Here is a 21,819-nt window from a genome sequence, read left to right on the forward strand (position 1 = left end):
CGCCCGCGGGGCGCGGCGGCCGGGTGGCCTCGCGCATCCGCGTGACGCAGGGGGCCGCCGGGCAGGACATGTCCGGCGCCCCCCTGTTCGTGCAGCAGGCACGCCGCATTTTCCACCGGGCCGCCTGACCGGCCCGCGTCCTTACTTTGCCGGAACGATAAAAACGCCATGACAGCCTCTGACGCTTTGCCCCGCATCGACTTCGACCACGGACCCGAGGGGCGCGACACGCTCGACCTCGCCGCAGAGGCGGGGCGGATCCGGGCGATTGCCGATCACCTCGGTGGCCGGATCGCAGCCGGCGAGGCCGTGGTGCTGGTCGGACCCGTCGGGCGCGACCTGGTGCTGGCATGGTACGCGGTGGGCCTCGCGGGCGGCTGTCCGCTGGTGTTGCCGCACCGGGACGAGATGATCCGCCCCGGGCCGTTCGGCCGCCTGCTGTCGCGCGCGCTGCAGGGCAGCGGGGCCACGCTTGTGGTCGGGCCCGAGGACATCGCGGCCGAGCTTCCGGACGCGGTCTCGTTGGTGTCCCATGCCGAGTTGGCGGCGCTGCAGCCCGTTGACGGGGCGACCTTTGCGCTGTCCTTGCCCGACCTCTGGGCGACCACGTTGCCCAGCCGCGGCCGCCCGCCCGAGGCGGTGCGGATCGCGGCCCCCGACCTGGCGCTGCGGCTCGAGGCGCTGATCGCGGGGCTGGGCCTGCAAGGCGCGGCCGAGACGATCTGCGTGGCCCGGCCGCTGTTTGACCTGGCTGGCATGGTCTACGGATTGGCTCTGCCATTGCTGGCCGGTGCCCGGGTCGTCCTGGTCACCCCCGGCCGCGCCGAGACCACGGCCGAGACGCTGGCGCAGGCGCTGGCCCGACACGCGGTGACGACCGCGGTCCTGCCCGGGCGTGCCTTTGCCGCCCTGTCGCCGGAGGAGGGCGTGCCCGGTCTGCCGCCCGTCCGGCGCTGGATCTACGCCAATGATCGCGGCCCGGTGCCGCCGCTGGCCAATTTCTGCGCCCGGCGCGCGATCGACCCGGCCTCAGTCGCGCTCAGCTTCGAGCTGGCCGAATGCGGCGGCCCGGTGACCCTGGCCCCGGCGCTGGTGGTGCAGGAAGGCGAAGAGGGCGCGGCCCTGTCCTTCGGCCCGGCACTGCCCGGCTGCGCGCTGTCCGTGTCGGACGAGGGCGAGGTCGTGGTCGCGGTGGGGGGGGCAGCGCCCGTGTCCTCTGGTTATCTGGGCCGGCTCGAAGGGGCAGAGGTCCTGGTGACCGGCCGCAAGGCCGCCCAGGCCGACCAGTTCGAGTCGGTCAACGGACGACCGCAGGGTGCCGGCGGCCAACGCCGACCGAACCGCCCCCAGCGCGAGGGGCGCGAGTTGGAAGAGGCGGATGCCGGGGCCATGGCACGCGGCGCGCGCCCCGACCGTCCGCAGCGCGGCCCGCGTCCCGACGGGATGCCGCCGCGGGACCGGCCGCAGCGCGGCCCGCAGTCCGAACGACCCGATCGCCCCGCCCGTCCGCTTCGCGCGGACCGGCCCGAGGGCCCGCCGCAGGGGGCGCGTCCCGATCGCCCGGACCGGCCCGACCGGCCGCAGCGTCCGAACCGCGCAGAGGGCGCGGAAGCGCCCGTCCGCCCACAGCGTGAGGGGCGCCCCGAGCGTCCGGCCCGCGGCGACCGTCCCGAGCGCCCCGAGCGTCCGGGCCGCGGCGACCGGTCCGAGCGCCCCGAGCGCCCCGAGCGGCCCGGTCGCGGTGAACGGCCTGACCGGCCCGGCCGCGGTGATCGGCCTGGACGGCTGGGCCGCGGCGAACGGCCCGAGCGTCCGGCCCGTGGAGAACGGCCCGAAGGGTGGGGCCGCGCCGGGACCCGTCCGCAGCTGGATCCCTGGCCGAAGCGCGAGGACATCCCGGACATTGCCCGCCGCGCCACCGAGGGCGACATCGGCGCCATGTCGCGCGAGACTGCGATCACCTTCGTCACCGAATGCCTGACCCGTGCGCTGGACGAGACCGATGATCCGCATGACACCGCAGTTGCGGCCGTCCGGTTCGCGGTCTATCGCCGCCGCTACCCGGTCGCGCTGGGTTTGATCGACACGCTGCCCGAGGCGATCGCCCAGCAGCACACCGTCATGTCACTCAAGTCGATGGCCCTGGCGATGGGGGATCCCGACGTTTATGCGGCCCATCTGGCCGAGATGCGCGCGCGGTTCGGCCGGGTCCGCGAGGGCGAGCCGGGCGGGCGTGCTGAGAGGGCTCTGGGGCCGGACGATCTGCGCGGCTTTTTCGCCGATGGCGAGATCCCGGATGGCCCCCTGATCGACGTGCTGAAGGCAATCGATTTCGAGGAGGCCGGCAAGAGCCATTCCGACCAGCGCATCCGGCGTCTGTTCGCGCTGCGCGACCCGGGCGAGGACCCCGAAGATTTTGAGCGCCGCACGCAATGGGGGGCCGCGGTCACGCGTTTTGTCACGGCGCTGCGGCGGATGCGGAACGTGAACGGCGACCGGGAATGGCGCAAGATCGGACGGTTGGTGGAAGAGAACTGGGAACTGCTCGAGGCGCCCGATTTCTCGCCTATCCGCGCGGCCGTGGACGCGGGCCAGCCGATCGTGATCGTCTCGGCCCACACCAGCACCAACGTGGCCATGCCGACGGATTCGTATGTCAAACTGGGTCTGCCGGTGGTGCGCGTCACCAATTACGGCAACACGAATCCGAACAGCAGCCTGCTGGAATCCTACGTGGTGCAGGGCGACGAGGGGCCGGCGCAATTTCTCAAGCTGGCCAAGCGGATCCGCAAGGAGCAGATCGTCGTCGTGATCTTCCCCGATGGCGCCAAGTCCGATGAGCCGACCTTCCTGAACGTGGCCGGCCGCGAGATACCCATCGGCCCGGGCGCCGAGACACTGGCCTGGAGCGGCAAGGCGCGGGTGTTCTGGGTGTCGACCTATTGGTCCGGCTCGGGCTTCCGCACCGGCGTGATCGAGGGCCCCGATGCCGCGACCGCCGAAAGCCGCGAGGCCTTTGCCGAGGCCTACCAGTCGTTCTACGCCGACCGGTTGACCGAGATCGTGACTGGCCCGCCCGAGGATATCGGCACCGGCGGTGGCTTCATCCCGCTGATCGCGCGGCCCTCGGACGAGGAGAAGGCGCAGCGCCAGGAGCGCCGGCGATGACCCGGCGGCTTTGGAAGGCACTGACCGGCGCGGCGATGCTGCTGTTGGCGAGCCTCGGCACCGCGCTGCCCGGGACGCCGGCGTTCGCGCAGGACTGTGCCGTGCCGGCGCTGCGGCCCCAGAACCTGCCCATGATCGCCCAGCGGCAGGCCCGGTCCGAGGAAACGCTGCGCGCCGGCAATTACCAGGTGCTGGCGGTGGGCGATTCCATCGTGCGGCGCTGGCCGCCGCGGCTGCTGTCGCAGGCACTTGGCGGCCGGGTGACGAATGCGGCCGTGGGCGGCGACGGGATCAGCGACGTGCTCGACCGGCTGAACCGGCTTGGCGAGGTGCCCGGCGCGGCCGGCGTGACGCGGGTGTTCCTGGGCGCGGCCTCGAACGACCTGCGCCGCGGGGCCGAGCCCTGCGAGGTGCTGACCGGCACGCGCCAGGCCGTCGCGCGGCTGAAGCAGCTGTTCCCCAATGCCGACATCGTGGTCTCGGGCCTGCTGCCGCGCAAGGGCGGCACAAGGCTGGGGCAGGCCAAGGACGAGATGAACCGCCTGCTGGCGCGGAACGCGGACGAGATCGGCTATACGTTCGTGCCCATCGGGCGGCAGATCCGGGCGCAGTGCCCCGATCTTGACAATTGTCGACTGTTCAGTCGCAACGATGGCGCGCATCCGACGCCCGATGCCTACGTGGACATCTCGCAAGAGGTGCGCGAAGGTCTCTAAGGGCCTATGGGGGCCGTGAAAAAGACAAGTGTCCGTGCTAATCTGGCCAAGCTGGCCCAGCATGGAGCGACAGCAGACAGGCTGGCTGAGGGGCCGGCCGACAGGAAGTGATGGAAGAGACCGTGACGGACAAGCCGGATATCGAGACCGAACCGCACGAGGCGGCGCCGATGGTCTTCTCCGTTGCCTTGAGGACGCTCGAAGGCGGGCCGCTTGTCGCCTTGCTCGAGCTTTACGCCGCGCATGGGCTGGCCGCGGAAGAACCCGACCAGACCTACTACCTGGCCGCCGACGTCTCGCGCGAGATCGGGCGCTCTGACCTGGCGCTGAAATACCTCGAAGAAGGGAGCGCGCGGTTCGGGGACAGCCCCGTGCTGTGCGAGAAGATCGGCTTTTCCGCGCTGGACCTTGGCGATCTCGAGCGGGCCGAGGCCGCGTTCCGCAAGGGGACCGAGATCGACCCGGGCTTTGCGCCCAACTGGTTCGGTCTTTGCGTCGCGCTGAACGCGCTTGGCCGCAAGGCCGAGGCGGTGCGGGCCGCCGGGCCCGTGCTGGCCTGGGAGGACCGCTACGACCCGGTCGGCTTTGCCCGCCTGGTGACCGAGCTGGCCGAGACCGAGTATTCCGGCGGCGCCCGGGCCACGCTCGTGGATCTCTACGGTTTTCTGCATGCGCGCGGCGGCGACGACCTGGCGACCGTGCGCTACGCCGACATCCTGCTCAAGCTGGGCCGCGCGGCCGAGGCGCGCCGCGTCATCGGCCGGTTCGACCTGACCATCCCGCGCCCCGGCAAGTGGGAGACCTGCATTCTTGTCGAGGTGATGATCGCCGTTGGCGAGGTGGACGAGGCGCGCGACCTGGCCGAGTTCCTGCTGGGCGGGCCGGATTTCCACGTGCATTTCCTGCGCACCTACCTGCGCACCCACCCCGATGTCGAGAGCGTGCGCGAAAGCCGTGGCCACGTGGCGGCGCGCTTTGCCGGGGCCGACCGCAAGGTGATGGACCTGGTGCGGGTGTCCTTTGTCTTTGCCGCGCGCGAATTCGACGTGGCCGTGAAATCCTATGCCGCCATCGGCCCCGAGGCGCGGCGCGAGCTGTGCTACGAGGCCCTGACCATGGGCTACCTGATGAACGAACGCGGGCTGACCCGCGACGCGGCCGCCATGGCCGACATCCTGGCCAAGGACGGGCACATCAACTTCCCCGTCGCGCTGCTGCGCATCAACGTGGCCTTTGCCCAGCAGGATTACGACCTTGCCGGGACCTACCTCAAGGGGCTCGAACCGCGCGATCCGCGCGACGAGATGGAGCTGAACCTCAAGCGGTTCGAGCTGGCCTGTTTCACCGGCGATTTCGACGCCGCGCGCGATCTCGAGGGACGGCTGCTGTCGGATGACGGCTTTGCCCGCAACGCCCTGCCGCCAGTGCTGCGCTTCCGCTCCGAGCTGCGCGACTGGGCGGGGGTCTGCGATGCCTTCCTGCAGCACGGGCTGGCCCAGTTCAACTTTGCCCAGCTGGGCGACGTGGTCTTCCGCGCCTTCACCCGCGCCGGCCGCACCCGCGAGCTGGCCGCCCGGATCGAGCAGATCCCCGGCTGGTCCGACGAGACCGACCTGGCGCGGCTCTGGGTCACCCTGGCCGAACATGACGCGACCAGCCCGGCCGACATGGCGCACCTGCTGACCAAGGCGCCGGTCGTGCTGGATCCGGTGGTCAAGCGCCGGCTGCAGACCGCGCTGCGCTACCTCGAAACGCCCAGCGTGCAGACCGGCACCCCCGACCAGGCGGTGTTCTTCTGCACCAACAGCAGCTACCGCAAGGGCACGGCCGTGGCGCTGATGTCGCTGATCCGGTCGAACCTGAGCCTGCTGAGCGATACGCAGATCTTCGTGGTGACGGACGAAGAGGACGGGCTCTCCTCCGAGATCTTCCCGATCATGGCCAAGGCCGCGAACCTGCGCACCGAGATTGTGCCGGTCAGCAGTTTCCTTGACGATTTCTCGAAACTCGACCCGTCCTATGGCATCTTCACCAGCGGGCACGAGCTGAGCCAGGCGGCCTATTACCGGATCTTCTTTGCCCGGCAACTGGCCGCAGACCCGCAATGGCGCCGCGCCACCTACCTTGACAGCGACGTGGCCGTCGTCGGAAACCTGCGCGAACTGCTGGCCGGCGACTTCGAGGGCAAGGCCCTCGCGGCCCGGCGCGAGGTCATCCGGCCCGAGATCGTCATCGCCACGCGCGAGCACGGCATGACGCCCGAGCAGTACTTCAACTCGGGCATCCTGTCCTTCGACATGACGCATCCCGAAACCGACGGCTGCCTGGACCGGGCGATCCATTCGATCAACGAGGCACGGCTGTTCTTCCACGACCAGTGCGCGCTGAACATCGGCTTCCAGGGGCATGTGAAATACCTGCCGATCAGCCAGAACTTCTTTGTCCCGCCGATGGTGTCGCCCTCGGACGTGGACGCCGACGCCGCCGTGCTGCATTACCTCGACCGCCCCAAACCGTGGGAGCCGACATACGCCGCCGAAGTGGGGCTGCCCTGGCTCGACAACCTCGATAACGTGGTGTCGATGGTGGGGCCGGAACTGGCCGCGCGCCTGTTCCACGAATGAGGGCCGAGGCATGAGCAACATACAGACACGCATGTTCCGGGGCGTCCCGCTCGAGATGGCCGTGGGGTCCCGGGGCGACATCTGCATCGTGCTTGGCATCCGCAAGTCGGGCAGCTCGATCTTCAATTCGATCTGTACGGCGCTGGCCCGGTTCAACGACGTGCCTTACGTCGACGTGGGCGGCACGCTGTTCAAGGCAGGCCAGCCGGAGCACGCCTGGCTGGACGACCCGTCCATCGCCGAGATCCTCGAGCCGGGCAACCTTTACGGCGGCTTCCGGTCCTTCCCGGCGGGTCTGGCGCGCACGCCGCAGTTCCGCGCCGCGCGCAAGGTCTGCATGGTGCGCGACCCGCGCGATGCGCTGGTCAGCGAGTATTTCTCGAACGCCTATTCGCATTCCCTGCCCGAAGAGGGCGAGGCCCGGGCGCAAATGGAAGTGCAGCGGACCGCCGCGCTGAATTCCGACATCGCCGAATACATCGGCAAGCGCATCCATCCCATGGCCCAGACCTGCGCGCCCTTCGTCGCGGCCGCCAAGGACCCGCTGATGAAGGTCTTCCGCTACGAGGACGTGATCTTTGAAAAGCCCCGCCTGATGCGCGAGGTCTGCGATCACATGCACTGGACGGTGACCGATCACCAGGTCGAGCTGATCATGGGCTGGGCCGATGTGCGCCCCGCCTCGGAACGGCCCGGCGAATTCGTCCGTCGCGTCGCGCCGGGCGATTACGAGAACAAGATGAGCCCCGAGCTCCAGGCCCGCGTGGGCGCCGAGCTTGCCCCCTTCATGACCACCTTCGGCTATGCCTGAGATGGCCCGTCACCCCTGATCCCCGAGGACATGACATGAGCGCAGATTCCACCGCCGAAAAACCGAAAGCCGAAGAGAACCCTAACCTGCAGACGGTCAAGCTGCCGATCGAGGGCGGGTCGCTGAACTTCAGGATCGACACCAAGGCCGAGGGCAACGCCTTTTTCTGCATGGGCGTGCGCAAGTCCGGATCGACCATGCTGGGGATCATCGCGCAGTTCCTGGCGCGGCGGAACGGCATCAACATCGTCGACCTGCCCGGCACCGCCTTCAAGCGCGGTTTCGTCGTCGGGCATTGGGAAAACAGCGATATCAACAAGATCATCTACCCGGGCAACTTCTACGGCGGTTTCCGCAACTACGTGCCCGGCCTTGGCATGTCGCCGCATTTCGCCGCCGCGCCCAAGCTGTTCATGTTCCGCGACCCGCGCGACGCGCTGGTGTCGCAGTATTTCTCGGACGCCTATTCGCATTCGCTGCCGCCCGAGGGCGCCGGCGTCGGCCGCGAGATCTTCCTGGAAAAGCGCAAGGCGGCGCAGGAGACCAAGCTGGACGATTACGTCGTACAGAAGGCTGGCGGCATGGCCAACACCATGATGGGCTACACGCCGCTGCTGGACGATCCCAAGTGCCTTGTGCTGCGTTACGAGGAATGGGTGTTCCAGAAAAAGCGGATGATCCACAAGATCCTCGACCATTTCGGATGGGAGTGCCACCCCGGCCAGATCGAGAACATCCTCAAGCAGGTCGACGTGGTGCCCGAGGCCGAGGATGGCCAGAAGTTCATCCGCAAGGCCGTTCCGGGCGATCACAGGGCCAAGCTGGACCCGGCCACGATCCGCAAGCTGGATGCCAAGCTGAAAGAAGTTCTCGAGATCTTCGACTACTACTGATCCCGCCATACACAGGCGTAGGGAAAGGCGCGTCCGGGCAGCCCCCGGGCGCGCCTTTCCCGTTGCGGCTGGACCTTGGGACGCGGGCCGGGCAGGGTGCGTGAAACCAGCCGGAGCGCCCGACGATGAAAGCCGTCCTTTACGAATCCTTCCAGCAGACGCCCCGGATCGCCACGGTCGACGACCCGGCGCCCGAACCGCATGGCGTGGTGTTGCAGGTCGGCGCCACGGGGGTCTGCCGCAGCGACTGGCACGGCTGGATAGGGCATGACCCCGACATCACGCTGCCCCACGTGCCGGGGCACGAACTGGCGGGCACCATCGTGGCGGTGGGCCGCGAGGTGACCAACTGGAAGGTCGGCGACCGGGTGACCGTTCCCTTCGTCGGCGGTTGTGGCACCTGCCCGGACTGCCACGCGGGCGACCAGCAGGTTTGCCGGTCGCAGTTTCAGCCGGGCTTCACCCACTGGGGGTCCTTTGCCGAATTTGTCGGGCTGCACCGGGCCGATCTGAACCTCGTCGCGCTGCCCGAGGACATGAGCTTTGCCACCGCCGCCAGCCTCGGCTGCCGCTTCGCGACCTCGTTCCGGGCGGTGGTCGACCAGGGCCGGGTGACAGGTGGGCAGTGGGTGGCGGTTCATGGCTGCGGCGGCGTGGGCCTTTCGGCCGTCATGATCGCCGCCGCGCTTGGCGCGCAGGTGGTGGCGGTGGATATCGACGATGCCAAGCTGGACCTCGCCCGCTCGCTTGGTGCGGTTGCCTGCATCAACGGCGCGGCGACGGATGACGTGCCGGCAGCGATCATGGCGGCGACGGGCGGCGGCGCCCATGTCTCGCTCGACGCGCTGGGGCACCCGGTGACCTGCGCCAATTCCATCCTCGGCCTGCGCCGGCGGGGACGCCATGTGCAGGTCGGCCTGCTGCTGGCCGACCAGGCCCGGCCGCCGCTGCCCATGGACCGGGTGATCGGCTGGGAGCTTGAGATCCTCGGCAGCCACGGCATGCAGGCGCATCGCTACGACGCGATGTTGGCGATGGTCCGCTCGGGCGCGCTTGATCCCGCGCGGCTGGTCGGGCGCGAAGTGAGCCTCGAGGAGTCGATCGCCTGCCTCACCGGCATGGATGATTTCACCGGCTTGGGCGCGACGGTCGTGACGCGGTTCTAGTAATCCGCGGCGGCCGAGGCCTCGGCCAGTTCCGGCCGGATGCGTTCCTCGACAAAGGACACGGGGATCGTGTCGACCGTCACGATCCCGCGGATCGTCAGCACCGGCACGGCGGGGTCGGCGCCCAGGATCGTCTGCCGGATGCGCGTACGGTCCCCGAACCGGTCCATCACATGCGGCGGCAGCAGGGTCGAGAAGGTCTCGCGGTTCTGCAACGTCCCCTCGAGCGCCTTGCCAAAAGGCGTGTCGGTCGTGTCCAAGAGCACCCGCGCGCGCAGGGGCAGGCGGTCGGGGATGTACCAGTTGTCGGCGTCCAGCAGCGGGACGTCGCCGCGTTTCAGCGTGATGGCGCGGTGGCGGACCGTCTCGTCCCCCTTCGGTTTCAGCAGGTCCACGCCCAGCGGCGGCAGCGCAAGCGCGCCCGATTCCGGTTTCACGTCGGAATAGAGGTTGCCGGAGCCAAGGCCCCGCAGCTCGCACCAGACCTGCAGCGCGGCGGTGACCGAAAAGGTGGTCAGCAGCGTCTCGCACAGGTGCAGGATGATCGGGTCGATATCGCGTGTCATGGCCGGTCCTTTGGCAATTCTTTGCGCCTCATGTTACCCATTTGCCGCGCGCAGGACAGCGAAATGCGCCGCGCGCGGCAGGCTCACGCGCCCGGGCGCCGCGCCGATGGGCGGGCGGTCAGCAGGGCGACGCAAAAGGCGCCTTCGGCCAGGATCGTCAGGCCATAGGCAGGCTGGAATGCGGTCATGAGACCCGGCGCAAAGAAGCGCAGCGCGCTGCCGACCAGGTAGACCACGCCGGCGATGGCGATGGCCGGGGGCAGGGCGCGGGTCCAGCGGGTGGCAAAGAGCGGCTGCAGGGTCAGCAGCCGCGCCATCAGCAGGCAGTTCACGCCAAAGAACACGAGGCCGAGGTCGTAGCCATGAGCATGCAGTGAGACCAGCATCAGTGCCTGCGCATCCTGCCCCGCCGAAGCGAGCATCCAGGCCGCCTGCAGCGCCATGAAGTTGGCGGCGATCAGCACCGCCTGCACCAGTCGGAACACCAGTGCGGCCAGCGCGAGGCCCGGCGCGGCGGCCCGGAAAAGCTGGAAGAGGCAGAGCGCAAGCGCCACGTCGCTCAGCGCCATCACCAGGTCGGTGCCGATGCTGGCGCGGAAGAGTGCGGGCGCGGCACGGATCGCCGCGCCCGTTGCCGTGGCGTCGCCGTAGGTGACAAGCGGGCCGCGCAGGGCGAGCTCTCCGCCGAGGCCGGCGAGGATGATGGCCAGGTAGAACAGGCCGGAGAGGCGAAGCAGGGTCATGGGGCGGTCCTTTCAGGCAGCGACGGGGTGCGGGGCCGGGCGGTTGGCGCGCTGGCCGGTCCAGACCGATCCTAGCACGATTACGGCGCCGATGGCTTGCAGGGGGCTCAGCGTTTCGCCCAGCCAGAGCCAGCCGAGGGCGACGGCGGTCACCGGGCTCATCATCGCCAGCATCGAGATCGCGCCGGGCTCGAGCCGGGGGATGCCGCGGAACCACAGCGCGTAGGAGCCCGCAGCGCCCGCGAGGCCCAGCCAGAGCAGCCCGCCGATGTTGGCGGTGCTGAGCGGGGGCAGCGCAGGTTCGAACGCCAGTGCCATCGGCACCAGCAGCAGCCCCCCGGCGGTCAGCTGCCAGCCGGTTACGCTGAGCGGAGAGACCGGCGGCTGCCAGTGCCGCGACAGCACCGTGCCGGCAGCCATCGACGCGGCACCGCCGAGGCCGGCCGCCACGCCCACCGGGTCCAGCGCGGCCTCGGGGCCGATCAGCAGCAGCGCCACGCCGGCCAGTCCGGTCAGCGCGGCGATCACCGCGCCGGCCCGGATCGGCGTGCCGAGGATGCCGCGCGCCAGCCCCAGCACCATCAGCGTCTGCAGCGTGCCCAGCGTCGCGGCCACGCCTCCCGGCAGCCGGTAAGCGGCGACGAACAGCAGCGCCCAGAACAGCGCAAAGTTCACCCCGCCCAGCACCAGCGTGCGGCCCCACCAGGCGCGCGGCGGAAAACTGCGCGTGACGGCCAGCAGTAGCAGCCCGGCGGGCAGGGCGCGCAGCGCGGCCAGCGTCAGCGGGCGACCATCGGGCAGGAACTCGGTCGTGACAAGGTAGGTGCTGCCCCAGATCGCCGGGGCGAGCGCGGTCAGGACGATGTCGGTGCGGGTGGCCATGGCGGCTTCCTTTCTCTGGCCGTCAGGCGGCGTGTTGCGCGTTGCGGGCCGGGGCGAGGCGGGCGGCGAGCCGGGCGACATGGGCGCCCTGGTACCGCGCGCCGGCGAGGTCGGTCTCGGTCGGCAGCAAGGCGCCATCGGCCCCGGCGATCGTGCCCGCGCCGTAGGGCGCGCCCCCGATGATGCCATCGCGCGTGGTCTGACCGGCAAAGCTGTAGGGCAGCCCGGCGATCACCATGCCGAAATGCATCAGCGGCACCTGCGTGGTCAGCAGCGTCGCCTCGTGCCCGCCATGCTGCGAGCCGGTCGAGGCAAAGACCGCCCCCACGCGCCCCTCGAGCGCATTGCGCGCCCAGAGACCGCCGGCCTGGTCGAGGAACTGCTTCATCTGGCCCGCCATCAGCCCGAAACGGGTGGGCGTGCCAAGAATGATGCCGTCGTAATCGGCAAGGTCCGCCGGCGTTGCCTCGGGCGTGTCGTCGGGGGCGAAACCGGCCGCGCGGCGGGCCGCTTCGGGCATCGTCTCGGGCACGCGCAGCAGGTCGACGCGGGTTCCGGGCACGCTGCGCGCGCCTTCGGCCTCGGCCTGGGCGAGAGCCCGGACATGGCCATAGCTGGAATAGTATAGGACGAGGATATGGGTCATCGGGATCTTCCTTGCATCTGTTCGATGCCGGGCAAGATCGCAGGAGATGTCCTGCCGATTAACCGCCCCGGTCGCACATCACTCTTTACGCCGGTTGAAGAATGTCAGTCACGCAGGGCGGGCCGCAGCGCGTCGAGAAAGGCGCGCACGCGGGCGTCCATGCCCGCGCGGGCGGCAGTCACCGCGCAGATGTCGCGGGATGGCAGACTGTAGCCGGGCAGGACCGGGACCAGCGCGCCGCTGGCGACGGACGGGTCCGAGACGAAATTCGGCAGGCTGCCGATCCCGTGCCCGGCGATCAGCAGGTCGCGCAGGACCATGGAATTGCCGACCCGCAGGCCCGGGTCCAGCGTCAGCTTCTGCGCACCATCGGGGCCGGAGAGGTCCCATTCGGCCAGGTGATCGGCCAGCAGGAAGCCGACAATGCGGTGTTTGGCGATGTCTTCCGGCGTCTCGGGCGTGCCATGGAGGGCGAGGTAGTCGGGGGCGGCAAAGATCCCCTGCCGTATGGTCCCGATTCGCCGCGCCACCAGCGTCGAATCGCCCAAGCCGCTGCGGATGCGGATCGACAGGTCAAAGCCGCCCTCGATCATGTCCACCACGCGGTCGTCCATCGACAGGGTCAGTCGCAGGTCCGGGTGCGCGTCCAGGAACCCGGGCAGCATCGGCGCGATCACCATCTGGCCGAAGGAACTGGAGGCATTGACCCTGAGGTGGCCGCTCAGCGCGCCCGATCCCTCGCGAATCCGGTCCTCGACCCGGCCGACGGCGGCAAGGATCGCCTGCGCCTCGTCGTAATACATCCGCCCGGCATCCGTGACCGACATCGACCGCGTGGTGCGCGCCAGCAGCACGGTGCCCAGGCTGTCCTCGAGCAGGCGTATCTCGCGGCTCAGCAGGGCAGGCGAGACACCAAGATCATCGGCCGCGCGGGCAAAAGACCCGCGATCCACGATCCGGCAATAGGCGTTCATGACCGACAGCTTGTCCATGGCGCGTCTCCTTTTGCCCGAGGGTATCACGGGCGATACAGGGAATGGAGGCTTGACAAGTCGCCTGTTGTTTAACATGTTAAGTGACGAAGAGAGGGAGGAAGACCGGTGCCACATCTGGCCATCGAATACGCGCCATCGCTGGACCGCTACGCGGATATTGCCGATGTCTGCCGCGCGCTGCATGCCGAGATGATGCAGATTGACCTGTTCCCGCTGGCGGGGATTCGCGTGCGGGCCTACCGCGCCGATTTCGCCATTGTCGCCGACGGGCTGGACCAGAACGCCTTTGTCGCCATGACGCTGAACGTGGGGGCAGGGCGCAGCGAGGCCAAACTGAAGGCGGCCGGGGATCGCCTCTTCGCTGTCGCGCAGCAGGCGTTGTCGGTGCCGCTGGCCACGCAGCATTTCGCCCTGTCCCTCGAAATCCGGCAGATCGACCCGGTGTTGACCTGGAAACAGACGCCCATCCATACCCGCCTCAAGGGCAAGAGCTGAGGACCCATCATGAGCAAGCTTGACGACAACATCGCCGCCGCCCGTGGCTACATGGCCCGTTTCGCCGCGGATGGCGTGATGAACCATATAGGCGGCGAGAACGTGCCCGCCGCTTCGGGCGAGACGTTTCATACGATCTCTCCGGTCGACCTCAAGCCGTTGGCAAAGGTCGCGCGCGGCGGGGCCGAGGATATCGACCGCGCCGTGGCCGCCGCGAAAGCCGCCTTCCCGGCCTGGTCCAGGACCCCCAGCGCCGAGCGTCGCAAGATCCTGATCAAGGTCGCCGAGGCGATCGAGGCCCGCGCCGAAGAGATCGCATTCACCGAGTGCATGGACACGGGCCAGGCCCTGCGCTTCATGTCCAAGGCGGCGATCCGCGGCGCGGCGAACTTCCGGTTCTTTGCCGACCAGGCGCCCTATGCCGAGGATGGCGCGGTGACGCGCACGCCGACGCAGATGAACACGACCTCAAAGCGCCCCATCGGCCCGGTCGGTGTCATCACGCCCTGGAACACGCCCTTCATGCTGTCGACCTGGAAAATCGCGCCCGCGCTCGCCGCCGGCTGCACCGTGGTCCACAAGCCGGCCGAGTTCAGCCCGATGACCGCCAAGCTGCTGGTGGAAATCGCCGAAGAGGCGGGCCTGCCCAAGGGCGTTCTGAACACCGTCAACGGCTTTGGCGAGGACGCGGGCAAGCGGCTGACCGAGCATCCGGACATCAAGGCCATCGCCTTTGTCGGCGAAAGCCGCACGGGCTCGATGATCATGCGGCAGGGGGCCGAGACGCTCAAGCGCGTGCATTTCGAACTGGGCGGCAAGAACCCGGTCATCGTCTTCGACGACGCCGACCTCGAGCAGGCCGTCGATGCCGCCGCGTTCATGATCTACTCGCTGAACGGCGAGCGCTGCACCTCCTCGTCCCGCCTGTTGGTGCAGGCGGGGATCTACGACGAGGTCTGCACCCGCGTGGCCGAGGTCGCGAGCCGCATCAAGGTCGGCCACCCGCTGGACCCCGAGACCGTGGTGGGCCCGCTGATCCACCCCGAACACGAGGCCAAGGTCCTGTCCTATTTCGAAGCGGCCCGTAACGAAGGGGCGACCATCGCCGCGGGCGGGAAAAAGGTTGGCGATACCGGGTGTTACGTGGCCCCCACGCTTTTCACGAACGCCACCAACGACATGACCATCGCGCAGGAGGAGATCTTTGGCCCCGTCCTGACCGCCATCCCGTTCAAGGACGAGGACGAGGCGCTCAGCCTCGCGAACGACGTGCAATATGGCCTCGCCGCCTATCTCTGGACCAACGATCTGAACCGAGCCATCCGCATGACCGACAATCTCGACGCGGGCATGATGTGGGTAAACTCGGAAAACATCCGCCACCTGCCGACCCCCTTCGGCGGCGTCAAGGCCAGCGGCATCGGCCGCGACGGCGGCGACTGGTCCTTCGATTTCTACATGGAAACCGTCAACGTCAGTTTCCCCCGCGCCCCGCACAAAACGCCGAAACTCGGCTGAGCCACGGGCGGGGCAGGGAGGCCCCGCCGCACAGACCATACGAGGGAGTATCCCCATGCCCATCCCGGCCCCGAACCTTTACCCGCCCTTCAACATCATCCGCCTCAGCCACGTGGAATTCGGCGTGACCGACCTGGCCGCCAGCCGCGCCTTTTACGTCGACACGCTGGGCCTTCAGGTCACCGACGAGACCGACGACGTGCTTTACCTGCGCGCCATGGAAGAGCGCGGCCACCATTGCATGGTGCTGCGCAAGGCCGAGACGCCGACCGTCAAGGCGCTGTCCTTCAAGGTCTTCGACGAGGGCGAACTGGACAAGGCCCATGACTGGTTCAAGGCGCAGGGCCACGATGTCGCCTGGGTCGACCGCCCCTACCAGGGCCGCACCCTCGCGACGCACGACCACCTCGGCATGCCGGTCGAGTTCTATTTCAAGATGGACCGCCTTGCGCCGATCCACCAGAAATACGCGCTTTACAAGGGCGTGAAGCCGCTGCGGATCGACCATTTCAACTGCTTCGTGCCGGATGTGGATGCGGCCGTCTCGTTCTACAACGAGCTTGGTTTCCGCGTGACCGAGTATACCGAGGACGAAGAGAGCCAGCGCCTCTGGGCCGCCTGGACCCACCGCAAGGGCGGCGTGCATGACATCGCCTTCACCAACGGCACCGGCCCGCGCCTGCACCACACCGCCTTCTGGGTGCCGACGCCGCTGAACATCATCGACCTCCTGGACCTCATGTCCACCACCGGCTACGTCTCCAACATCGAGCGCGGTCCGGGCCGGCACGGCATTTCCAACGCCTTCTTCCTGTACATCCTCGACCCCGATGGCCACCGGATCGAGATCTACTGCTCGGATTACCAGACCGTCGATCCCGACCTCGAGGCGATCAAGTGGGACCTCAAGGATCCGCAGCGCCAGACCCTCTGGGGTGCCGCCGCCCCGCGGTCCTGGTTCGAACATGGCTCGCTCTTCGAGGGGCTGGAACCGCAACCTTCGACCCTGGGCGCCTCGCCCATCATCGCGCCGTAAGGAGGCCCCATGCCCAAGGACATCCCCGCCCGCGTCGCGGCCTTCCACGCCGGCGGCCAGGACCGATACGGCGTCGTTGCCGAGTCCGGATTCATCGACCTTACCGCCAATTTCTCATCCCGGTTCAAGGGGTTGAAAGAGGTCATCGAGGCCGGCGCGCTGGAAGAATTGATCTCTGCCGCCGCCGGCCGCGCGCCCGATTTCAACGAAGACGAGGTGACCTACCTCATCCCAATCGCCAACCCGGAAAAGCTGATCTGCGTCGGCGTGAACTTCCCCGACCGCAACGCGGAATACAAGGACGGCACCACGGACGCGAAATCCTACCCGTCCCTGTTCATCCGCTTCCCGCGCTCCTTCGTCGGCCATGGCGAGCCGCTGATCCGCCCGCCGGAATCCGAACAGCTCGACTACGAGGGCGAGGTGACCATCGTCATCGGCAAGGGCGGCCGCCGCATCGCGCGCGAAGACGCCTATGACCACATTGCCGCCATCACGCTCTGCAACGAAGGCACGATCCGCGACTGGGTGCGCCATGCCAAGTTCAACGTCACGCAAGGCAAGAACTGGGACGCTTCCGGCGCCATCGGCCCCTGGCTCGTGCCCTTCCGCGACCCCGCCCAGCTTGACGACATCGCGCTCGAAACCCGCGTGAACGGCGAGGCCCGCCAGCAGGACCGCACCGGCCGCATGATGTACGATTTCCGCTACATCGTGGCCTACATCAGCACCTTCACCACGCTCGCCCCCGGCGACGTGATCGTCTGCGGCACCCCCACCGGCGCCGGCGCGCGCTTCGACCCGCCGATCTGGCTGACGCCCGGCGACGTGATCGAGGTCGAGGCCGAGGGCATCGGCATCCTGCGCAATACCGTGGCCGACGAGACCCTGTAATTGCATCCGGCGCCGCCCGTCTCTGGCGCCGGTTTTGCATATTTGCAGAAAGATGAAAGCACGGCCGATCCCCTTCATCTTGCCGATAAACTCCGGGGAGTGTGAGGGGCTGGCCCCTCACTCCCAAGCCAGCCGCGCAGGCCTCCGGCGGGAGTATTTGGAGAATAATGAAAGCAGGCGCGCCCTGATCCCCTTCATCTTTCCAAAAATATCCCGGGGAGCGCGAGGGGCTGGCCCCTCGCAACGGACCCGTCCGCCGGACCTTGATCCCGATCAAGGCGCATCCCCCCGCATTCCGACATGATACACATGTTAACGAACGGGGAGGAGAACCCATGGGCAAGATCGTCCTGGCCGCCAAATGCACGCATGTGCCCACCATGATCATGTCCGAGCAGGAGGGCCGCCTGAAGGGCTGCCGCCAGGCCGCCATCGACGGGCACCACGAGATCGGCCGCCGCGCGCGCGACGCCGGCGCGGACACCTTCGTCGTGCTCGACACCCACTGGCTGGTCAACGCGGCCTATCACATCAACGCGAACCATCGGTTCGAGGGGCTGTTTACCAGTCACGAGTTCCCGCAGTTCATCAAGGACCTTCCCTACGCCTACGAAGGGAATGGCGCGCTTGGTGACCTCATGGCCGAGACCGCGCGCGAGATGGGGGTCTACACGCTCAGCCACCAGGTTGGCAGTCTCGATCTCGAATACGGCACGTTGGTTCCCATGCGCTACATGAACCCCGAGGGCGACCTGAAGGTCGTTTCGGTCGCCGCCATGTGCACCGTGCACAGCCTGGAACAATCCCGCCGGCTGGGGGCGGCCATCGCCAAGGCCATCGCCGCGTCGGACAGCAACGTCGCGCTGATCGCCTCGGGGTCTCTCAGCCACCGGATCTGGCCCAACGACATCTACGAGGCCAACAACGGCACCTTCACGATTTCCAGCAAGTTCAACGAGGTGGTCGACCGCCGCGTGCTCGAGATGTGGGAGGGGGGCGAGATCGGGCTGTTCCTCGACATGCTGCCCGATTACGCGAAATACTGCGACGGCGAGGGCGACATGCACGACACGGTGATGCTCTTCGGCGCGCTTGGCTGGGACCGGTACACGGGGCGGGGTGAGGTCGTGACGCCCTATTTCCCGTCTTCCGGGACGGGGCAGACCAACGTGGTCTTCTCGGTGGATTGACCCCGCGCCCGGTTGCCGGGGCAGGGGAATCTCCGTAATGATATCGCTAACAGGTGGTGCCCGGCCGGGCGCCGCCTCCGGCGATCTCTCCCCCGAGGGGAGGCAGGAAGGACGGCCCCATGAGCACCCGAACCGATATCGAGACCCTCGTCGACGCGCTGACGCTGGAAGAGCAGGTGAGCCTGCTCTCGGGCGAGGACTTCTGGTCCGTCCCGGCGATTGCGCGCCTCGGCATCGGCAAAATGCGCGTCACCGACGGGCCGAACGGGGCGCGCGGCAGTGGCTCTCTCGTGGGTGGCGTCACGGCGGCGGCCTTCCCGGTCGGCATCTCGATCGGCGCCAGCTGGGACCCCGAGCTGGCGCGCGAAATCGGCGTCGCCATCGCCGAAGAGGTCAAGTCCAAGGGCGCCCATGTCAGCCTGGCCCCAACGGTGAACATCCACCGATCCGTCACCAATGGACGCAATTTCGAATGCTATTCCGAAGACCCCGAACTGACCGCCGCGCTGGCCGTCGGCTATGTCGAGGGGCTGCAATCGCAGGGCATCTCGGCCACGATCAAGCATTTCGTCGGCAATGAATCCGAGATCGAGCGCACGACCATCGACAGCGTCGTGGACGAGGTTGCCCTGCGCGAGATTTACCTGCGTCCCTTCGAGGACGCGGTGAAGATCGCCGGCACCTGGGGGATCATGTCGTCCTACAACAAGCTGAACGGCAGCTACACCGCTGAAAACGAATGGCTTCTGGGGCAGGTGCTGCGGCGCGACTGGGGCTATGACGGGATCGTCATGTCCGACTGGTTCGGCTCGCGCACCACCGCGCCGACGGTGAACGCAGGCCTCGACCTGGAAATGCCCGGGCCGACGCGGGACCGGGGTGCCAAGCTGGTTGCGGCCGTGGAGACCGGCGCGGTCAGCCGCGACACCATACGGACCCGTGCGCTGAACATGCTGCGGCTCATGCAGCGGACCGGCGCGCTGCATGATGACCGCCCGTTCGAGGAACACGCCGAGGACCGGCCCGAGCACCGCGCGCTGATCCGGCGCGCGGGGGCCGAGGGGACGGTGCTGCTCAAGAACGACGGGCTGCTGCCGCTGGCGGACGCGGGCAAGCTGGCCGTGATCGGGCCGAATGCATCGGTCGCGCAGATCATGGGCGGCGGCTCGGCCCAGCTGAACCCGCATTACCGCGTTTCGCCCTGGGACGGGCTGGCCGCGCGGCTTGGGCCGGATGCCCTGGCCCATGCGCAGGGCTGCACCAACCATCGGTGGGAGCCCGTCGTGACCGGCAACCTGACCGCCGAGTTCTTCGACAACCAGGACTTCGACGGCGCGCCGGTGCACACCGAAACTCTCGACAGCTCCATCGCCTTCTGGATCGAGGGGATGGCCGACGGCAAGGTCGATCCGGCCCGGTTCTCGGCCCGCGTCCGGGGACGCTACACCGCCGAGGAGGCCGGGCCGCACAGTTTCGGTCTGCACGCGGCGGGTCTCGCGCGGCTCTACGTGGACGGCCAGCTGGTGGTCGATGTCTGGGACAACTGGACGCCCGGCCGCACCTTCTTTGAAGAAGGCTGCGACGAGGTTTGCGGGCTGGTTGACCTCGCCAAGGGGCAGGAGGTCGAGATCGTGATGGAGCTGCGCAGCAAGCCCGCCGCGAACCTGCACCACAGCGCCTTCCGCTTTGGTGTCTCGCGGCCCCTGGGCGATGCCGAGATAACGGCGGCGGCAAAGGCGGCGGCCGAGGCGGACACTGCGCTGGTCTTTGTCGGCCGCTCGGGCGAATGGGACACCGAGGGGTCGGACCTCGAGGACATCCGCCTGCCGGGTCGCCAGGACGAGCTGGTCGCGGCGGTGTTGGCCGCCAATCCGAAGACGGTGGTCGTCTTGCAGACCGGCGGCCCGGTCGAAATGCCCTGGGTCGCCGATGCTCCCGCGATCCTGCAGGCCTGGTACCCAGGCCAGGAATGCGGCAATGCCATCGCCGACGTGCTGTTCGGCGACGCGGAACCCGGCGGGCGCCTGCCGCAGACCTTCCCCGCGCGATGGGAGGACAACCCGACCCGCAGCCAGGACCCCGAGGTCTACCCGGGCCTCGACGGGCGCGTGCGCTACGAGGAAAGCCTGATGATCGGCTATCGCCACTACGACGCGCAGGGGATCACGCCGCTGTTTCCCTTCGGGCATGGCCTGTCCTACACGCGTTTTGAGATGGCGGAGCTGTCGGCCTGGGCCGAGGGCGCCGAGCTGACCGTCACCAATACCGGCGACCGGGCGGGCAGCACGGTGGTGCAGCTGTACCTCGGGCCTGTCACACCGGTCGAAGGGCGACCGAAACGGGTGCTGCGCGGCTTTGCCAAGGTCCGGCTGGGCGCGGGTGAAAGCGCGCGGATCGAGATCCCGCTGAGCCCCCGCGACTTTGCCCGGTTCGACCTGGCCGGGCAGTGCTGGCAGGTCGCGGCAGGCGACTACCGGATCGAGGTCGGGTTCTCGGCCACCGACCTGCGGCTCGATGCGACCGTGACGGCGGCAGCCGCAACGCTGCCAGTCTGACACAAGGGCAGGGCGGCTATTCCAGCTCGCCCAGCCGATCCCGCAGGTCCTCGATGTCTTGCAGGTGGCGCAGCCCGGCCTTGTCCATCTCGCGCTTCACCTCGATGTAGAGCAGGCGCAACAGGGCCATCGTGCCCACGTAGCTGTCGGCGAAATGCGGCGTCTCGACCACGCAGTCAAGCGTCCAGGTCGCATGGGCCGGGGCGCCGCGAATGGTGCCGTCGGCGATCAGCAGCACCGGCGTGCCGCGCGCCGCGATCGCCTCGACCACGCGGGTGAACCCGGCGGTGCGGCGGCGCAGGCCGACGACGATGGCAAGGTCATCCGGCCCAAGCATCGCGATCCCCTCGCTTTCGGTCTGGCCGGGCAGCAACAGCGGCGCCACCCCGGGCCGCATCTGCGCCAGCTGCGCGGCCAGGTATTGCGCCAGGAAGGCCGAGTTGCGGTAGCCCAGCGTGCGGATACGCGTGGCTTTCGTCACGGCCCCGGCGATCTCGCGGATGGTCAGCGGGTTGACCCGCGACAGCGTCGCCTCGAGCACCCGCGTCTCTTCGGCCAGGAATTGCGAAACCGGATCGCCCCGCACCCCCGCGGGTCGCCCGGCGAACAGCGGCGAGCCAGTCTCGCGCAGGCGTCGCGCATCCTGCCGCGCGGCGTCGAAGCTTTCGTATCCCAGGCGGCGAAAGAACCGCGTGACGGTGGCGTTCGACACCTCGGCGCGCGCCGCCAGTTCGAAGGCGTTGCAGACCGCCAGTTCGGACGGGGCGACAAGGATCGTGTCGGCCACCTTGCGCTCGCCCCCGGTGAGGGTCGGGTAGGCCTCGTGGATGCGCTGTGCGATGGCCTTGCGCGGGGGCTGTGCTGTTTCTTTGGGCAATGTCGGTCCTGCGTTTCTGAAAATTAATTTTCCATCTTTCGCGA

General features: G+C 68.4%; 18 protein-coding genes. 12 read left to right on the forward strand and 6 right to left on the reverse strand.

Annotated features, from left to right (window positions below; translation table 11 throughout):
- Positions 1 to 168: 168 nt before the first annotated feature.
- The 6 genes from MF270_RS07985 (at position 169) to MF270_RS08010 (ending at position 9,378) form a co-directional block, all read left to right on the forward strand.
- Positions 169 to 3,168 (forward strand): AMP-binding protein, encoded by a 3,000-nt coding sequence (locus tag MF270_RS07985; protein WP_238365350.1) that lies wholly within the window; start codon positions 169 to 171, stop codon positions 3,166 to 3,168.
- Positions 3,165 to 3,884, forward strand: coding sequence for an SGNH/GDSL hydrolase family protein (locus MF270_RS07990; protein ID WP_238365351.1), 720 nt, complete (start codon positions 3,165 to 3,167; stop codon positions 3,882 to 3,884). The genes MF270_RS07985 and MF270_RS07990 overlap by 4 nt, the downstream gene beginning before the upstream one ends.
- Before the next feature lie 110 nt (positions 3,885 to 3,994).
- Entirely contained in the window at positions 3,995 to 6,508 is a 2,514-nt protein-coding gene (locus tag MF270_RS07995; protein WP_238365352.1) for a glycosyltransferase, read from the forward strand.
- Positions 6,509 to 6,518: 10 nt separating this feature from the next.
- Positions 6,519 to 7,319, forward strand: coding sequence for a sulfotransferase domain-containing protein (locus MF270_RS08000; RefSeq protein WP_238365353.1), 801 nt, complete (start codon positions 6,519 to 6,521; stop codon positions 7,317 to 7,319).
- Positions 7,320 to 7,354: 35 nt separating this feature from the next.
- On the forward strand, positions 7,355 to 8,212 hold the full coding sequence (locus tag MF270_RS08005; protein WP_238365354.1) for a sulfotransferase domain-containing protein: 858 nt from the start codon (positions 7,355 to 7,357) through the stop codon (positions 8,210 to 8,212).
- Between the two features lie 125 nt (positions 8,213 to 8,337).
- The gene (locus MF270_RS08010; protein WP_238365355.1) at positions 8,338 to 9,378 is read left to right on the forward strand and encodes a zinc-dependent alcohol dehydrogenase family protein; all 1,041 of its coding nucleotides are present in this window, start codon (positions 8,338 to 8,340) and stop codon (positions 9,376 to 9,378) included.
- Here the strand turns inward: MF270_RS08010 and MF270_RS08015 are convergent.
- The 5 genes from MF270_RS08015 to MF270_RS08035 all read right to left on the reverse strand — a co-directional run bounded on the left by MF270_RS08015 (position 9,375) and on the right by MF270_RS08035 (position 13,207).
- Positions 9,375 to 9,944 (reverse strand): hypothetical protein, encoded by a 570-nt coding sequence (locus MF270_RS08015; RefSeq protein WP_238365356.1) that lies wholly within the window; start codon positions 9,942 to 9,944, stop codon positions 9,375 to 9,377. The two genes, MF270_RS08010 and MF270_RS08015, sit on opposite strands and share 4 nt — an antisense overlap.
- A gap of 83 nt (positions 9,945 to 10,027) precedes the next feature.
- The gene (locus tag MF270_RS08020; protein WP_238365357.1) at positions 10,028 to 10,687 is read right to left on the reverse strand and encodes a DUF4386 domain-containing protein; all 660 of its coding nucleotides are present in this window, start codon (positions 10,685 to 10,687) and stop codon (positions 10,028 to 10,030) included.
- 12 nt (positions 10,688 to 10,699) lie between these two features.
- Positions 10,700 to 11,569, reverse strand: coding sequence for an EamA family transporter (locus MF270_RS08025; protein ID WP_238365358.1), 870 nt, complete (start codon positions 11,567 to 11,569; stop codon positions 10,700 to 10,702).
- 22 nt (positions 11,570 to 11,591) lie between these two features.
- On the reverse strand, positions 11,592 to 12,215 hold the full coding sequence (wrbA, locus tag MF270_RS08030; protein WP_238365359.1) for an NAD(P)H:quinone oxidoreductase: 624 nt from the start codon (positions 12,213 to 12,215) through the stop codon (positions 11,592 to 11,594).
- 104 nt (positions 12,216 to 12,319) lie between these two features.
- Positions 12,320 to 13,207: a LysR family transcriptional regulator gene (locus MF270_RS08035; RefSeq protein WP_238365360.1), complete on the reverse strand. Its 888-nt coding sequence runs from the start codon at positions 13,205 to 13,207 to the stop codon at positions 12,320 to 12,322.
- A gap of 108 nt (positions 13,208 to 13,315) precedes the next feature.
- Between MF270_RS08035 and MF270_RS08040 the strand changes: the two genes are divergently transcribed.
- The 6 genes from MF270_RS08040 to MF270_RS08065 all read left to right on the forward strand — a co-directional run bounded on the left by MF270_RS08040 (position 13,316) and on the right by MF270_RS08065 (position 20,898).
- Complete coding sequence (locus MF270_RS08040; protein ID WP_238365361.1) at positions 13,316 to 13,705, forward strand: 5-carboxymethyl-2-hydroxymuconate Delta-isomerase; 390 nt, start codon at positions 13,316 to 13,318, stop codon at positions 13,703 to 13,705.
- Between the two features lie 9 nt (positions 13,706 to 13,714).
- The gene (gene hpaE, locus MF270_RS08045; protein ID WP_238365362.1) at positions 13,715 to 15,223 is read left to right on the forward strand and encodes a 5-carboxymethyl-2-hydroxymuconate semialdehyde dehydrogenase; all 1,509 of its coding nucleotides are present in this window, start codon (positions 13,715 to 13,717) and stop codon (positions 15,221 to 15,223) included.
- Between the two features lie 55 nt (positions 15,224 to 15,278).
- On the forward strand, positions 15,279 to 16,259 hold the full coding sequence (hpaD, locus tag MF270_RS08050) for a 3,4-dihydroxyphenylacetate 2,3-dioxygenase (RefSeq protein ID WP_238365363.1): 981 nt from the start codon (positions 15,279 to 15,281) through the stop codon (positions 16,257 to 16,259).
- 9 nt (positions 16,260 to 16,268) lie between these two features.
- Positions 16,269 to 17,153, forward strand: coding sequence for a fumarylacetoacetate hydrolase family protein (locus MF270_RS08055; protein ID WP_238365364.1), 885 nt, complete (start codon positions 16,269 to 16,271; stop codon positions 17,151 to 17,153).
- 335 nt (positions 17,154 to 17,488) lie between these two features.
- Positions 17,489 to 18,343 carry a 3,4-dihydroxyphenylacetate 2,3-dioxygenase gene (gene hpaD / locus MF270_RS08060; protein ID WP_238365365.1) on the forward strand — a complete coding sequence of 285 codons (855 nt, stop codon included), beginning with the start codon at positions 17,489 to 17,491 and terminating at the stop codon, positions 18,341 to 18,343.
- Positions 18,344 to 18,462: 119 nt separating this feature from the next.
- Entirely contained in the window at positions 18,463 to 20,898 is a 2,436-nt protein-coding gene (locus tag MF270_RS08065; RefSeq protein ID WP_238365366.1) for a beta-glucosidase, read from the forward strand.
- Between the two features lie 16 nt (positions 20,899 to 20,914).
- On the opposite strand, the gene MF270_RS08070 is transcribed toward MF270_RS08065, so the two are convergent.
- Positions 20,915 to 21,775 carry a MurR/RpiR family transcriptional regulator gene (locus tag MF270_RS08070; protein WP_238365367.1) on the reverse strand — a complete coding sequence of 287 codons (861 nt, stop codon included), beginning with the start codon at positions 21,773 to 21,775 and terminating at the stop codon, positions 20,915 to 20,917.
- Between the last annotated feature and the right edge of the window lie 44 nt (positions 21,776 to 21,819).

The organism is Mesobacterium pallidum, from assembly GCF_019966535.1.
GTDB lineage: Bacteria > Pseudomonadota > Alphaproteobacteria > Rhodobacterales > Rhodobacteraceae > Mesobacterium > Mesobacterium pallidum.